This window comes from Nocardiopsis dassonvillei subsp. dassonvillei DSM 43111, assembly GCF_000092985.1.
Lineage (GTDB): Bacteria > Actinomycetota > Actinomycetes > Streptosporangiales > Streptosporangiaceae > Nocardiopsis > Nocardiopsis dassonvillei.
This window is the reverse complement of record NC_014210.1, coordinates 196,149-210,678: the sequence shown is the minus strand read 5'-3', so window position 1 is coordinate 210,678 and position 14,530 is coordinate 196,149. Positions and strand designations below refer to the sequence as shown.

General features: G+C 72.9%; 11 protein-coding genes. 4 read left to right on the top strand and 7 right to left on the bottom strand.

Features of this window, described 5'->3' with window-relative positions:
* Positions 1–394: 394 nt before the first annotated feature.
* From NDAS_RS00850 to NDAS_RS00835, 4 genes are all read left to right on the top strand, one after another.
* Positions 395–1,621 (top strand): thioester domain-containing protein, encoded by a 1,227-nt coding sequence (locus NDAS_RS00850; RefSeq protein ID WP_013151224.1) that lies wholly within the window; start codon positions 395–397, stop codon positions 1,619–1,621.
* A 249-nt stretch (positions 1,622–1,870) separates the two neighbouring features.
* Positions 1,871–2,116, top strand: coding sequence for a hypothetical protein (locus tag NDAS_RS00845; RefSeq protein WP_013151223.1), 246 nt, complete (start codon positions 1,871–1,873; stop codon positions 2,114–2,116).
* On the top strand, positions 2,113–3,051 hold the full coding sequence (locus tag NDAS_RS00840) for a Clp protease N-terminal domain-containing protein (protein ID WP_013151222.1): 939 nt from the start codon (positions 2,113–2,115) through the stop codon (positions 3,049–3,051). The genes NDAS_RS00845 and NDAS_RS00840 overlap by 4 nt, the downstream gene beginning before the upstream one ends.
* A 421-nt stretch (positions 3,052–3,472) precedes the next feature.
* On the top strand, positions 3,473–4,711 hold the full coding sequence (locus NDAS_RS00835) for a thioester domain-containing protein (protein WP_013151221.1): 1,239 nt from the start codon (positions 3,473–3,475) through the stop codon (positions 4,709–4,711).
* Positions 4,712–4,965: 254 nt separating this feature from the next.
* Here NDAS_RS00835 and gatA read toward each other — a convergent pair whose 3' ends face one another.
* From gatA to mnmA, 7 genes are all read right to left on the bottom strand, one after another.
* Positions 4,966–6,465, bottom strand: a complete 1,500-nt coding sequence (gene gatA / locus NDAS_RS00830; RefSeq protein WP_013151220.1) for an Asp-tRNA(Asn)/Glu-tRNA(Gln) amidotransferase subunit GatA — start codon at positions 6,463–6,465, stop codon at positions 4,966–4,968.
* Positions 6,466–6,467: 2 nt separating this feature from the next.
* A complete protein-coding gene (gatC, locus tag NDAS_RS00825; RefSeq protein ID WP_013151219.1) occupies positions 6,468–6,767 on the bottom strand; it encodes an Asp-tRNA(Asn)/Glu-tRNA(Gln) amidotransferase subunit GatC in 300 nt (99 codons plus the stop codon).
* Positions 6,768–6,911: 144 nt separating this feature from the next.
* Entirely contained in the window at positions 6,912–8,960 is a 2,049-nt protein-coding gene (locus tag NDAS_RS00820) for a putative bifunctional diguanylate cyclase/phosphodiesterase (protein WP_013151218.1), read from the bottom strand.
* A 307-nt stretch (positions 8,961–9,267) separates the two neighbouring features.
* A complete protein-coding gene (gene ligA, locus NDAS_RS00815) occupies positions 9,268–11,595 on the bottom strand; it encodes an NAD-dependent DNA ligase LigA (RefSeq protein WP_013151217.1) in 2,328 nt (775 codons plus the stop codon).
* Positions 11,596–11,635: 40 nt separating this feature from the next.
* A complete protein-coding gene (locus tag NDAS_RS00810) occupies positions 11,636–12,679 on the bottom strand; it encodes a methionine synthase (RefSeq protein WP_013151216.1) in 1,044 nt (347 codons plus the stop codon).
* 59 nt (positions 12,680–12,738) lie between these two features.
* Complete coding sequence (locus NDAS_RS00805) at positions 12,739–13,269, bottom strand: DedA family protein (protein ID WP_013151215.1); 531 nt, start codon at positions 13,267–13,269, stop codon at positions 12,739–12,741.
* Positions 13,270–13,424: 155 nt separating this feature from the next.
* The gene (gene mnmA, locus NDAS_RS00800; protein ID WP_013151214.1) at positions 13,425–14,513 is read right to left on the bottom strand and encodes a tRNA 2-thiouridine(34) synthase MnmA; all 1,089 of its coding nucleotides are present in this window, start codon (positions 14,511–14,513) and stop codon (positions 13,425–13,427) included.
* Positions 14,514–14,530: the final 17 nt, after the last annotated feature.

Genomic DNA, 14,530 nt, shown 5'->3' with positions numbered 1-14,530 from the left:
GAAGTCCCGATTTCGTTGCATAGCTTTTGGACATAATGCGGATCTACCTGCGAGGAATTTTTTCCTGCCCGTATCCGGTCACATTTTCCGCGAACCAGCTTGGAAGTAGCGAAGGGGATCGCTAGTATCAGGCGAGCGTTGGCCCCCACGGCAAGCGCGACCGGCTCCCGCGTCACAGCGAGCCCCACCGGAAGATCGCGCCCACCCCACACGGCGCCACGATCCGACCCCGACGTGGTGACCCCCCGGAACGGGTGAACGCAGCAGGCGGCACCGGTTTTTCCCTCCGGCGACCGTCGCACCGTGGCCACCGCCGTCCGTCCCATCGGTTCCCGTCGTCCTTTGGGCGGACATCCTTCCATCCGGTTACCCCTAGAACACACCGGGACACAATTTGAGTATCTCCTCCCTCCCCCGCACCGTCGGCCGTACCGGCCTGGCGGCCACCGCAGCCGCGTTCCTGGCCTTCGGCCTGGCCGCCCCCGCGGCCGCGGACCCCGCGGAGACCTACGATGGTGCCGTCCGCGGGAAGTACATCGGCAACGCCGAGAACGGCGCCGACGTCCGCATGACCGGCGAAACCATCGGCACCCGCCTCTTCAACCTGGAGCTCGAAGACGGCACGGTCCTGACGACCTACTGCATCGACTTCGAGACCCAGATCCGCGGCGGCGCCTTCTACAACGAGGACGACTGGGCCAACTACCCCGGCAAGGGCGAGTTCGCCGCGCCCGCCAAGGTCCACTGGATCCTGCAAAACGCCTACCCGGCCCTGAGCGCCGAGGAGCTGGGCGCGGCCGCCGGTGTCGAGGGCCTGAGCCAGCGGGACGCCCTGGGCGCCACCCAGGCCGCGATCTGGCACTTCAGCAACGGCGTGGACCTCGAGGACGAGGGCAACTCCCAGGCTGTCAGGACGGTCTACACCTACCTGATCGAGAACGCCGAGGAGCTGCCGCAGACCGCCGAGCCCGCCCCGGCCCTGAGCATCACGCCGGGCACGGCCTCCGGCACCGCCGGCGAGACCGTCGGTGAGTTCCTCATCCAGACCAACGCCAGCTCCATCCCGGTGGACCTCCAGGCCCCCGAGGGCGTCCAGCTGGTCGACCTGGAGACCGGCGAGACCGTCACCGAGGTCGGCAACGGTGACACCGTCGGCTTCGCCGTCCCGGCCGACGCCGAGGCGGGCCAGGCCAGCTTCTCCCTGGAGGCCAGCGCGACCGTCGCGACCGGCCGCCTGTTCAAGGGGGACGAGGAGTCCCAGCCGACCCAGACCCTGATCACCGCCGAGGGCGGCGAGACCAGCGTGTCCGCGTCCGCCTCGGCCGACTGGACCGTGGGCGGCGGCGAGACCCCGCCGGAGTCCCCGGAGCCCAGCGAGCCGGAGTCCCCCGAGCCCAGCGAGCCCGAGAGCCCGGAGCCGACCCCGAGCGACAAGCCCTCCGAGCCCGCCGACAAGCCGTCCGAGCCCGCCGACGACCAGAACGAGCCGACCCTGCCGGTGACCGGTGGCGCGCTCGCTGGCCTGGTCGCCGCCGGTGTGGCCGCCCTGGGCGCCGGTGGTGGCGCCATCTACCTGAGCCGCAAGCGCAAGGCCGCCAACAGCCAGGACCTGGAGGGCTAACACCCCTCCCGCCGTCCGAGGACGGTGGAGCCTGAGGGCCCGTTTCCGTGGGAGACCACGGAAACGGGCCCTTCGCGTTGCCCGGCGGGGACGGCGGACGGCCGTGCCCCGGGACGGCCCCGGAAGGGTTCGGGGCACCGAATCCGCCTGTCGCGCGGGGGCGCTCCGGCACGCGCGCAACCCGGGTTGACAACACGAGAGTGCGCAACCTAGGTTGACAACCGTAGCCGCGCAACCTAGGTTGACGCCATGGATGCGGTACAGCTGGCGGCCACCGCCTCGGACACCTCGACCCCCGTGCAGGGGCTGCGCGCCGTCGCCTCCCTGCGCGCGGTGGTCGACTCTCTGGAGCTACGGCAGGTCGAACAGGCGCTGCGGTCGGGCGAGTCATGGAGCTCCATCGCCGCCGCGCTCGGGGTGACCCGTCAGGCCGTCCACAAGAAGTACGGGAAACGGTTGAGCCACATCGAAGCAGCCAAGAGGGGACAACGATGACGAAACCGTCGGCGAGACGGAGCATCCTCAACAGGGGCTTCGACCGGATCGCGATCTCCGGGGCCGCGAGCCGCGAGGCCGCCCGCGCGGGCCGCACCGAAGTCGGCTTCGAGCACCTGTTCCTGGGAGTGCTGGTCACCGGCGGACCGGGGGCCCGCCTGCTCATGGACTCCGGGGTGGGCCTGGCGGAGGCGCGCGCGGCGATCGACGGGCTCCTCCGCGAGGACCTCGCCCTGTTGGGCGTCGACGTCACCGTGCCGGTCCCGTCCGACGAGGAGGAGAAGGGATGGCTCCGGTTCACTCCCCGCCTGGAGGAGATCGAGTACGACGTCCCGCTGGCCGGGGGTGACGCGGCCCTGCTCACGGCCCTGATCGACGACGAGGGCGGCCGGGTGCGGCGGGTCCTGGACCGGCTGGGCGCGGACACCGACCGGATCCGGCGCGACCTCGGCGCGTTGGCGGAGAGTCCGCAGGCCCCGGAGCCGTCCCCGGCGGACGGCGACGCCACCGCCGAACAGCCGCCCGAGGGGTGGGAGTACACGAACTACGACCTCGAGGTGCCCGTGGCGGCCGGCCGGGTGTGGGAACTGGTCAGCGACCCGGAGCGCCGGGGCGAGTGGGATCCGGCCTCCGGTTCGTCGCGGCAGCTCGGGGACGGCGTCGTGGAGCTGACCAACAGACTCACGGAGGACGCGGTCAGGGAGTCGATCACGCACAGCGTGCCCGGCCGTGAGGTCACCTGGACGCAGGAGGGCAGCGAACGCGCGCTGCGGATCCTCATCGAACCGCTGGGGGAGCGCTCCAGGCTGCGCCTGCGCTGGTCCTGGCGCAACGGCCTGAAGCACCGGGCCGTCGCCAACCGCGTGGTCAAGTGGATCGCCTGGCAGAACGTCCGGGGGCGCGCCCAGTCCATCGCCCAGGCCGCCGCGTCGTAGCGGGCCCTGGAGGATGTGGGGCCGGGGCCCGTGTCGCCAGGACGCGTGCTGCCGGAACCCGTACCGCCGGGGTCCGTGCCCCGCCCGGAGGGGGCACGCCAGAGGAAGCGCGCCGGCCCCGGTGGTTGGGGCCGCCGCAGGGGTACGGGAGGCCCGGACCACCGGGGGCGGCGTCCGGGACCCGGCCGAGGGGACGGGAGACCCCGGTGTTCCTCGGGCACGGACGCCTCGTGGCCTCCGGGAACGAACCCGTCACGTTCTCCCGGAATTCATGTCCTCCACGCAGGAAGCGGACAACCCGGCAGGAGGGCTCGACGTCCTCTCTGTGAACTCCCATCGGACCAACCAGTCCGCCGCCCGGCGTTCCGGCCCCGGTGAAAGACCCGGTTGGCTCCTCTTGAGACCACCCACAGGAAAAGACGTGACGTACGTGTCCCTCCCCCATTCCGTCGGGCGCGCGACTCTCGCCGCCTCCGCCGCCGCGCTCCTCGCCTTCGGGCTCGCCGCTCCGGCCTCCGCCGACCCGGTGGAGACCTACGAGGGCTCCGTCCGCGCCCAGTACCCCGCCACCGCCGCGTCCGGCGTGGACGTTCGGATCAACGGTGAGATGGAGAGCACGAGTCTCTTCGACCTCCGGTTGGAGAACGGCACCGCCCTCACCGCCTACTGCATCGACCTTGAGACCAGGATCAAGGACAACGCCTGGTACCTGGAGGACGACTGGGCGAACTACCCGGGCAGGGGCGACTTCGCGGAGCCGGGCAAGGTGCACTGGATCCTCCAGAACAGCTACCCGACCGTCAGCGCCGCCCAGCTCGCCGAGAACGCGGGGCTGAATCGGGGCAACGCCCGCCACTTCGGTGATGAAGAGGCGATCGCCGCCACCCAGGCCGCCATCTGGCACTTCAGCAACGGCGCCGAGGTGACCGCGAACGACCCGAACGGCGTCAGGGCGGTCTATGACTACCTGGTCGGGGAAGCCCAGGACCTCCCGCAGGAGCCCGGTCCGACCCTGAGCATCACCCCGGGCGAGGCCTCCGGCAGCGCGGGCGAGACGATCGGCGAGTTCCTCGTCGAGACCAGCGACGCGGACGGCATCGAGGTCAGCGTCCAGGCCCCCGAGGGTGTCGAGGTCGAGCTGGTCGACCTGGAGACCGGCCAGCCCGTCACCACGGTCAACAACGGTGACACCGTCGGCCTGGCCGTTCCGGAGGGCGCGGCGGAGGGCACCGCCTCCTTCTCCCTGGAGACCACGGCCACCGTGCGGTCCGGCCGCCTGTTCAAGGGCGAGGAGGAGTACCAGCCGACCCAGACCCTGATCACCGCCCAGGACAGCGAGGTCACCGTCTCCGCCTCGGCCTCGGTCTCCTGGACCGGCGGCGGCGAGACCCCGCCCCCCACGGAGGAGCCGAGCGAGGAGCCCTCCGAGGAGCCGAGCGAGCCCGAGAGCCCGGAGCCGACCCCGAGCGACGAGCCCTCCGAGCCCGTCGACAAGCCGTCCGAGCCCGCCGACGACCAGAACGAGCCCAGCCTGCCGGTGACCGGTGGCGCGCTCGTCGGCCTGGTCGCCGCCGGTGTGGCCGCGCTCGGCGCGGGCGGCGGCGCCCTCTACCTGAGCCGCAGGCGCAAGGCGGCGGGCAGCCAGGACCTGGAGGGCTAGTCCCCTTCCGGCCGCCGCGGAGCGGTCGTGACCGAGGGCCCGTTCCGGCGCAGTTCCGGAGCGGGCCCTCGGTTTTGCGCCGTCCCGTGCCGCCGGGGCAGCACGAGGCCAGGAGCCCCTGGGGACCCCCCGATATCCACGTTAGGGCCGCGCGCGGACGCCGCACCAGACCCGGTTCCGGCCTGTGGACGGAGCACCCGCCGTCCCTCGCGGGGACGGCGGGCGCTCGACGACTCCGCCGCGGCCGCTGGTTCCTAGCGGGCGACCGCGTAGGGGCTGCGGGCCAGCAGGTCGCCGTCGCGCTCGGTCAGCGCGCGCTCGACCGCGGCCGCGACCCGGTAGGTGCGGTCGTCGGCCAGGGGCGGGGCCATGATCTGGAAGCCGACGGGCAGGCCGTCCTCCGGGGCCAGGCCGCACGGCACCGACAGCGACGCGTTCCCGGCCAGGTTGGACGGGATCGTGCACAGGTCGGCCAGGTACATGGCCATCGGGTCCTCGGCGCGCTCGCCGATCGGGAACGCCGTGGTCGGTGTCGTCGGCGAGACCAGCACGTCCACGTTCTCGAACGCGGCGTCGAAGTCGCGCTTGATCAGCGTGCGCACCTGCTGGGCGCTGCCGTAGTAGGCGTCGTAGTAGCCGCTCGACAGGGCGTAGGTGCCCAGCATGATGCGGCGCTTGACCTCGGGGCCGAAGCCCTGGGCCCGGGTCAGCGACATGACCTCCTCGGCGCTGCGCGTGCCGTCGTCGCCCACCCGCAGGCCGTAGCGCATGGCGTCGAAGCGGGCGAGGTTGGACGAGCACTCGCTGGGCGCGATGAGGTAGTACGCCGACAGGGCGGCGTCGAAGCTCGGGCAGGACAGCTCCACGATCTTCGCGCCCAGGGACTCCAGCAGCTCCAGCGTCTCGTGGAAGCGCTGGCGCACGCCCGGCTGGAAGCCGTCGCTGTCCAGCTCGCTGACCACGCCCACGCGCAGGCCCTCGACGTCGCCCAGGCGGGCGGCGTCCACGACCGGCGGGACCGGTGCGTCGATGGAGGTGGAGTCGCGCGGGTCGTGCCCGGAGAAGGCCTCGTGGAGCAGGGCGGCGTCGAGCACGTTGCGCGCGAAGGGGCCCGGGGTGTCCAGGGAGGAGGCGAAGGCGATCATCCCGTAGCGGGAGGAGCCGCCGTAGGTGGGCTTGGCGCCGACCAGGCCGCACACGGCGGCGGGCTGGCGGATGGAGCCGCCGGTGTCGGTGCCGGTGGCCAGGGGCGCCTCGAACGCGGCCACGGCCGCGGAGGAGCCGCCGGAGGAGCCGCCCGGGATGCGGTCGGTGTCCCACGGGTTGCGGGTGACCTTGTAGGCGGAGTTCTCCGTGGAGGAGCCCATGGCGAACTCGTCCATGTTGGTCTTGCCCAGGATGACCAGCCCGGCCTCGCGCAGGCGCGCGGTGACGGTGGCGTCGTAGGGCGGCTGCCAGCCCTCGAGGATCTTCGAGGCGGCGGTGGTGGGCATGTCCTTGGTGGTGAACACGTCCTTGTGGGCGACCGGGACACCGGCGAGCGGGCCGAGTTCCTCACCGGCGGCGCGGCGGGCGTCCACCGCGCGGGCCTGCTCCAGCGCGGTCTCGCGGCGCACGTGCAGGAAGGCGTTGATCTCGCCGTCCACGGACTCGATCCGGTCCAGGTAGGCGGTGGTGGCCTCCTCGGAGGTCACCCGTCCCTCCCGGATGGCCTCGCCGAGTTCGGCGGCGGTCAGGCTGATGACGTCGCTCACCGCTACTCACCCTCCCCGAGGATCCGCGGAACCCGGAAGCGCTGGTCCTCCACCGCCGGGGCACCGGCCAGTGCCTGGTCGTGGGCGAGGCCGGGCCTGGCCTCGTCGGGGCGGTAGACGTTGGTCAGCGGCAGGGCGTGCGAGCTGGGCGGGATGTCGCCCTGGGCGACCTCCTGCACCTTGGCCACGGCGGTCAGGATGTCACCGAGCTGGGCGGCGAGCGTGTCGAGCTCGCTCTCGTCGAGCGCCAGCCGCGACAACCGTGCGAGGTGCGCGACCTCATCGCGGGTGATGGCGGTCATGGAATGCGAACCGTTTCTTCGGCGGAAGGACTATCGGGACCAATCCTATGGCTCCGGGGCCGGTCCCGGCGCCGGTCGGTCCGCGAACGCCGGTCGGCCGACCGGCGCGGTCCCCGGGGCCGGCGCCGCTCGGCGGCTCCCCGGTCAGACGCGGGTGCCGGCCGCGGTCCCGCCGTCGCGGGCGGCGACCCAGTCGGCGACCTCCCGCGCGGTCAGCGGCGCGGAGAAGTGGTGGCCCTGGGCGGCGTGGCAGCCGGTGTCGCGGGCGGCGCGGGCGAGTTCGCCGCTCTGGACGCCCTCGGCGGTGGCGCGCATGCCCAGCGCCTTGACCAGGGCGATGGCCGCGCGGACGACGGTGTGGCCGTTGTCGGTCCGGTCCACCAGGCGGGCGGTGAAGGACTCGTGGATCTTGACCTCGTCCAGGGGCAGACCGGCGAGTTGGGCGAGGGTGAAGTGGCCGGTGCCGAAGTCGTCCAGGGACAGGCCGACGCCGAGGTCGCGCAGGCGGCGGACGGCCGCGGTGGCGGCGTCGGTGTCGGTGATCAGCGCGTGCTCGCCGATCTCCAGGACCAGCCGGTCGGCCGGTACGCCGTGCTCGCGCAGCGCGGAGGCGACGGTGGCGGGCAGCGCGGGGTCGAGCAGTTCGCGCACGCCGAGGTTGACGGCGACAGGCAGGTCGAGGCCCTCGGCGTGCCAGCCGGCGGCGCGGGCCAGGGTGATGTCCAGGACCTGGCCGGTGAAGGCTCGCAGCAGGTTGGACTGCTCCACGACCGGCATGAACTCCTCGGGGGTGAGCAGTCCGCGGCTGGGATGGCGCCAGCGGGCCAGGGCCTCCAGGCCGATGGGGCGTTCGTCGCCCAGGTCGACCTTGGGCTGGTAGTGCATCTCCAGGGCGCCCTCGGACAGGCCGCGGCGCAGTTCGGTGTACAGGCTGAGCCGGGCGGTGGAGTTGCGGTCCTTGCCGGGGTCGTAGGACTCCACACCGGTGCGGTCGGCCTTGGCGACGTACATGGCCACGTCGGCGCGCTGCATGAGGAGCGCGAAGTCGGGCGCGTCGTGGGGGTGCAGGGCGATGCCGATGCTGGCCTGGAGGTCGAAGTCCATGCCGTCCAGGCGGACCGGTTCGGCGAGGGCGCCGCGCAGCCGGAAGGCCACCTCGCACGCGGAGGCGCTGTCGCGGACCTGGGGCAGCAGGACGGCGAACTCGTCCCCTCCCAGGCGGGAGACGAGGTCTCCGGGTCGGACGCTGTGGGTGAGCCTGCGCGCGACGGTCTGGAGGAGGCGGTCGCCGGTGGGGTGGCCCAGGGTGTCGTTGACCTCCTTGAACCGGTCGAGGTCGAGCAGGAGCAGGCCGACGCTGCCGCCGCGCTGCTGGGCGTGGGCGATCTCCTCGCGGGCCCGGAGGGTGAGGAGCTTGCGGTTGGCCAGGCCGGTGAGCTCGTCGTGGTTGGCCTGGTGGTCGCGTTGGACCGACAGCATGGCGCTCGTGTAGAGCGCGCCGAGCGGGAGCGCGAACAGCGGGACGTAGAGCACCGAGTGGGTCGCGGCCACGACCACGAGCGGGGCGAGGCTGAGCAGGACGCTGTTGACGTGCACCTGCTGGGCCAGGCCCTTGGACATGACCTGTCGCAGGGGCACGCGTTCGTGCATGGCCACCGCGCACAGGACCAGGACGCGGTTGACCGCGAAGTAGCCCGCCCCGGCGAGGGCGACGGTCAGGAGTTCGCCCGCGGCGGGCAGCCACGTGCCCTGGACCGCTCCGGGCAGCAGGAGGCGCAGGACGGCGTCGGCGACGCCGAGCGAGAGCGTGTACTGGGCGGCGTTGAAGGCGATGCGGTGGGGGGCGTGGCCGCGCGCGAACCCGGAGACCGCGGTCGCGGTGACCTGGGCCAGGGCGGCCACGGGCAGGCCGTGCAGGATGACGAGCGCGAGGGAGAAGGGCAGCGAGGTGGGCACTCCGTCGCCGGGCGCCTGGCCGGGGAGTGTGAGGGGGCGCAGTTCGCCGAGGACGATCATGCACAGCAGAACCCAGGTGAGCGGTTCGACGGCGAGAGCGCGCAGCTCGTCCGTGCGCAGGCCGAGTCCGGAGACGAGGAGCAGGACCGCCCCGGCGGCCGTGGCGCCCAGCATGTACAGCCAGAGCGGTGTCCCGACCCGGGGACCGATGTCCCTTGTGCTGTTGGGATCCTTCATGCCTGGTCCTTGCGAGGGGGCCGCGGAGTACGGCGGCGCCGGACGGCGCCGCCGCTCCTGCTCGGGGTTCCCAGCACCCGGCCACCCCTCATGGCCGAATTCCGGTTTCGGATACACCCGCATCCTGTGCGTTGCTGTCCACCTTACGCGGTTTCGTCACCAACTGTCGCTTGCCAGGAACTATCAGTTAACCAAGGCGGGGCTGCGCGCGGTGAGGGATCCCCGAAAAGGTACGCGGGTCCGATACGGCCGCGGGCCCGGTACGCCCCGGTTCCGCGGCCGTGGTCGGCGGGAGCGGCCCGTGCCCTCAGGCCTCGTCCCTGACGGCCTCCTCGGCGTCGGCGACGGTTTCGGACGTTCCGGGGACGGCGTCGGTCCCGGTCGCGCCCTCGGTCCCCGTGGCCCCGGCCTCGGCGTCCTCGGTCCCGGGCTCCCGGGGCGCGGGGTTGACCCGCATGGCCTCGGCCGCCTCGGGACCGGCCTCCAAAAGGACGCGGAAGCCCTCCTCGTCCAGGACCGGCACCCCCAGCTTGACGGCCTTGTCGTACTTGGAGCCGGGGCTGTCGCCGACCACCACGAAACCCGTCTTCTTGGACACCGACGCCGTGGCCCGGCCGCCGCGCTCGGCGATCGCCTCCTTGGCCCCGTCCCGGCTGAAGCCCTCCAGGGATCCGGTCACCACCACGGTGACCCCCTCCAGGTGGCGCGGCCTGGAGCCGTCGTCCTCGTCCTCCATGCGCACCCCGGCGTCGGCCCACTTGCGGACGATCTCGGCGTGCCAGTCCACCGAGAACCACTCGCGGATGGAGGCGGCGATGGTCGGGCCGACGCCGTCGACCGCAGCCAGCTCCTCCTCGCTGGCCGCGCGGATGGCGTCCATGGAGCGGAAGTGGCGGGCCAGGTCCTCCGCCGCGCGCGGACCCACGTGCCGGATGGACAGCGCCACCAGCACACGCCACAGCGGCTTGGACTTGGCCTCCTCCAGCTGCTCGAAGAGCTTCTCGACCGTCTTCTTGGGCTCGCCCTTCTTGTTGGCGAAGAAGGACACCACCTTGGGCTCGCCGGTCTTGGGGTCGGTCTTGGGCTCGGTGGTGTCGGGGTCGAGCACGTGGGTGCGGATGGGCAGCAGCATGTCGACGGTGAGGTCGAACAGGTCGCCCTCGTCGCGCACCGGCGGCCGGGCGGGCTCCAGCGGCTGGGTGAGGGCGGTGGCGGCCACGTAGCCCAGCGCCTCGATGTCCAGGGCCTTGCGGCTGGCCACGAAGAACAGGCGCTCGCGCAGCTGGCCCGGGCAGGAGCGGGCGTTGGGGCAGCGCAGGTCGACGTCGCCCTCCTTCTGCTGGCCGAGCGTGGTGCCGCACTCGGGGCAGGACTCGGGCATGGCGAAGGCCCGCTCGGTGCCGTCGCGGCGGTCGAGCACCGGGGCGACGATCTCGGGGATGACGTCGCCCGCCTTGCGCAGCACGACGGTGTCGCCGATGAGCACGCCCTTGCGCTCGACCTCGCGCGCGTTGTGCAGGGTGGCGAACTCGACCTCGGACCCGGCCACGACCACCGGCTCCATGACCCCGTAGGGGGTGACGCGCCCGGTACGGCCCACGCCCACCTTGATGTCGAGCAGGCGGGTGGTGACCTCCTCGGGCGGGTACTTGTAGGCGATCGCCCAGCGCGGGACGCGGCTGGTGGAGCCCAGGCGCCGCTGGAGGGCGAAGTCGTCGACCTTGATGACGATGCCGTCGATCTCGTAGGCGGGCTCGTGGCGGTGGGCCGCGTAGTGGGCCACGTACTCGCGGACCTCGTCCATGGTGGTGACGACCCGGTAGCGGTCGCTGAGCGGCAGCCCCCACTCCCCCAGCAGCCGGTAGGCCTGCGACTGGCTGGTGAAGGCCACCTCCCCGCCGCCGTCCTTCGCCGGAGAGTAGGCGCCCACGCCGTGCACGATCATCGACAGCGGCCGGGTGGCGGTGACGCGGGGGTCCTTCTGGCGCAGCGACCCGGCGGCGGCGTTGCGGGGGTTGGCGAAGGGGGTGTGCTCGCCCGAGGCGGTGATGCGCTCGTTGAGTTTTCCGAAGTCCTCCACCGGCAGGAAGACCTCCCCCCGCACCTCCAGCAGCTCGGGGGCGGGGCGCACGCTCTCGTCCAGGCGCTCGGGGACGACCCCGATGGTGCGCACGTTGAGGGTGATGTCCTCGCCGACGCGGCCGTCGCCGCGGGTGGCGGCGCGCACGAGGCGGCCCTTCTCGTACACCAGGTCCACGGCCAGGCCGTCGATCTTGAGCTCGCACAGGTAGCCGTTGACGGGCACCTCGGCGCTGGCCCGGTCGGCCCAGGCGTTGAGCTCGTCGACGTCGAAGGCGTTGCCCAGGCTCTCCATCCGCACCAGGTGCTCGACCGCGGCGAAGTCGACGCTGATGGGCGCGCCGACCTTCTGCGTGGGCGAGTCCTGGGTGGCCAGGGCGGGGTAGGAGTCCTCGATGCCGACCAGCTCACGCATGAGGGTGTCGTACTCGGCGTCGGAGATCACCGGTGTGCCCAGGTAGTACCGGTAACTGTGGTCGTCCAGTTCCTGGCACAGCTCGGTGTGCCGGGCGCGAACCTCGTCGGGGATGTCGGTGGTGGTGTCGGGCGCGCTCACTCGGTACCTTTCTCGCTCTCGTGCTCGCCTGCTGCGGGCGCTACCTTCGGGGTTCGTCCCGCAGGACCCGGGCACCGGCTCGGGAGGCGTTCAGGGCCGCCCTCGCGTGGCCGGGTGAGGCGCCCGCCAGCCCGCACGTGGGCGTGGTGACCACCGCGCGGGAGAGCAGGTCGGGGGAGAATCCCAGCCGGTTCCACAACTCGCGAACAGGATCGACAGTAGCGGCGGGGTCGGACATTCGGGCGGTCCTCGCGGGCTCGGCGCCGTCGCTGGAGGGGACCACGCCGAGCAGGAGTCCGGTGCCCGCCTCCACGGCCGTGCCGACCGTCTCGTCGTGGTCGCGGGTGAGGAGGAGGGCGTTGAGGCTCAGCGCGCGGGCGCCGCTGCGGCGCAGCAGGTCGACGGGGACTCCGGGGGCGCAGCAGTGCGCGGCGGGGACCGCCCCGGTGGCGTCGATCGCGGCGAAGAGGACGCGCAGGGCGGCCTCGACGCGCACCCGGTCGACGGCGGGCAGGCGGCCGTAGCCGCTGGCGGTGGGCAGGGCGCCGAGCAGGACGGCGGGCAGGGAGGGCTCGTCGACCTGGACGAGGAGCCGGGCGCCGGGGACCCGCCTGCGGACCTCGCCCAGGTGCGCCAGGACGCCCTCCAGGTGGGACTCGGTCAGGTCGCGGCAGGCCCCCGGGTCGGAGACCAGGCGCTGGCCGTTGCGCAGTTCGACCGACGCGGCCAGGGTCCACGGCCCGGCGACCTGCACCTTGAGGGTGCCGGTGAAGCCGTGGGCGTGCTCGGTGAGGGCGTCGAGGTCGTAGGACATGAGGCTGGCCGCGCGGCCCAGGTCGCGTCCGGGGCTGTCGGCGACCCGCCAGCCGCTGGGCTGGACCTGCACGGGGAACTCCACCAGGAGGCCGCAGGTGCGGCCGACCATGTCGGCGCCGACGCCGCGCGCGGGCAGCTCGGGCAGGTGCGGCAGGTCGGGGAGTTCGCCGAGGACCGTGCGCATCGCCTCGTCGGGGTCCTCGCCCGGCCAGGACCCGACCCCGGTGGAGGACGCCGCGGGCCAGGGGTAGGGGTGCTGTTCGCTCACATCGCCCAAGGTTAGGGCAACGCGCCCCGGTCAGGCGCTACCGTCGGGACGCGTCGGGGCTAACCCGCGGAGGCGCGGTGGGCGTCGGTGGCGTCCTCGGGCTCCTCGGAGGGCTCTTCGGCGGCGCGGGAGCGGCGGGCGCGCAGCACCATCACGGCCACGACGGCCGAGGCCAGCGCGGCCACGCCCAGGGCCGCCCAGGGCGAGTCCAGGAACAGGGAGAACCAGGTGCCCACCAGGCCGCCGATGACCACGCCCCACAGGCCCGCCCAGATCAGCGAGCCGACGAACATCGCGGCGAGGTAGCGCGGGAAGCGCATGCGCATCGCGCCCGCGGCGAGGTTGACGGCGGTCTGCACGCCGACGGTGCAGAAGCTCAGGGTGACCACGGGCGCGCCGTAGCGGTCGATGCGCCGCCGGGCGGCGTCCAGCCGGGGGCCGAGTCTGGCGCCCATACGGCTGCGGGTCACCCCGGCGCCCAGGCCGCGGCCGATCCAGTACGTGGCCTGGGCACGGCACAGGACCACGCCGAGCAGCGTGAAGTAGACGATCCAGAACGGCTGGCCGTCGAGGAAATCGAACTCCGGCATGGGCAGGCCCCCTCACCTCGCCCCGCAACTATGCTATGCCTTACCTAAGTTCGGCAAGGGATCGCGGGCGACGAACCAGGTGGGACAGCCCACTCCGCCGCCGCGCCCCCGGGCGGCACGTCCCCGCGCCCGCCCGGACCGCCGCACCGGCACCCTCAGACCGCGGCGCCGGTTCTGGAGGTGGCGGAGATCGTGGCCGATCCCAGCACCGTGTCGCCCTGGTAGACCACCACGGCCTGCCCGGTGGCCACGCCGGTCGCGGGTTCGGCCAGCCGGACGACCAGCTCGGGACCGCCGTCGGCCTCGCGCTGCCACACGCTCGCCGGGTAGACCTCGCCGTGGGCGCGCAGCTGCACGTGGCAGTCGGTCGGCTCGGTCAGGGGCTCGCTGCCGCTCCACACCGGGCGCACGCCGGTGATGGCGTCCACCCGCAGGGACGCCCGCGGCCCCACCGTGACGGAGTTGTCGACCGGCTCGATGGAGAGCACGTACCGCGGGTGGGCGGCGCCGCCCAGGCCCAGGCCCTTGCGCTGGCCCACGGTGAAGGTGTGCGAGCCGTTGTGCGTGCCCACCACCGTGCCGTCCTCGTCCCGGATCGGCCCCGGCCGCTCGCCGATGCGCCGGTTGAGGAAGCCCGCCGTGTCACCGTCGGCGATGAAGCAGATGTCGTGGCTGTCGGGCTTGTCCGCCACCGACAGGCCGCGCCGCTCGGCCTCCGCGCGCACCTCGTCCTTGGTGCAGTCCCCCAGCGGGAACACCGCGCGCTCCAGCTGCTCGGCGTTGAGCACGCCCAGCACGTAGGACTGGTCCTTGGCCGCGTCCACGCTGCGCACCAGGCGCCCGTCGACCTTGCGGACGTGGTGTCCGGTGGCCACGGCGTCGAAGCCCAGGGCGACGGCCCGGTCCAGCACCGCCTCGAACTTGATCTTCTCGTTGCAGCGCAGGCAGGGGTTGGGGGTGTTGCCCGCCTCGTACTCGGCCACGAAGTCCTGTACGACCTCGCGGTCGAACTCCTCCGACATGTCCCAGACGTAGAAGGGGATGCCGATGACGTCGGCGGCCCGCCGCGCGTCGTGGGAGTCCTCCACGGTGCAGCAGCCGCGAGCGCCCGTGCGGTAGGACTGCGGGTTCTTGGAGAGCGCCAGGTGGACACCGGTGACGTCGTGGCCCGCCTCGGCCACACGGGCCGCGGCGACCGCGGAGTCGACCCCGCCCGACATGGCGGCGAGTACACGCAAAGTCATAGTGGGTCCAGGGTATG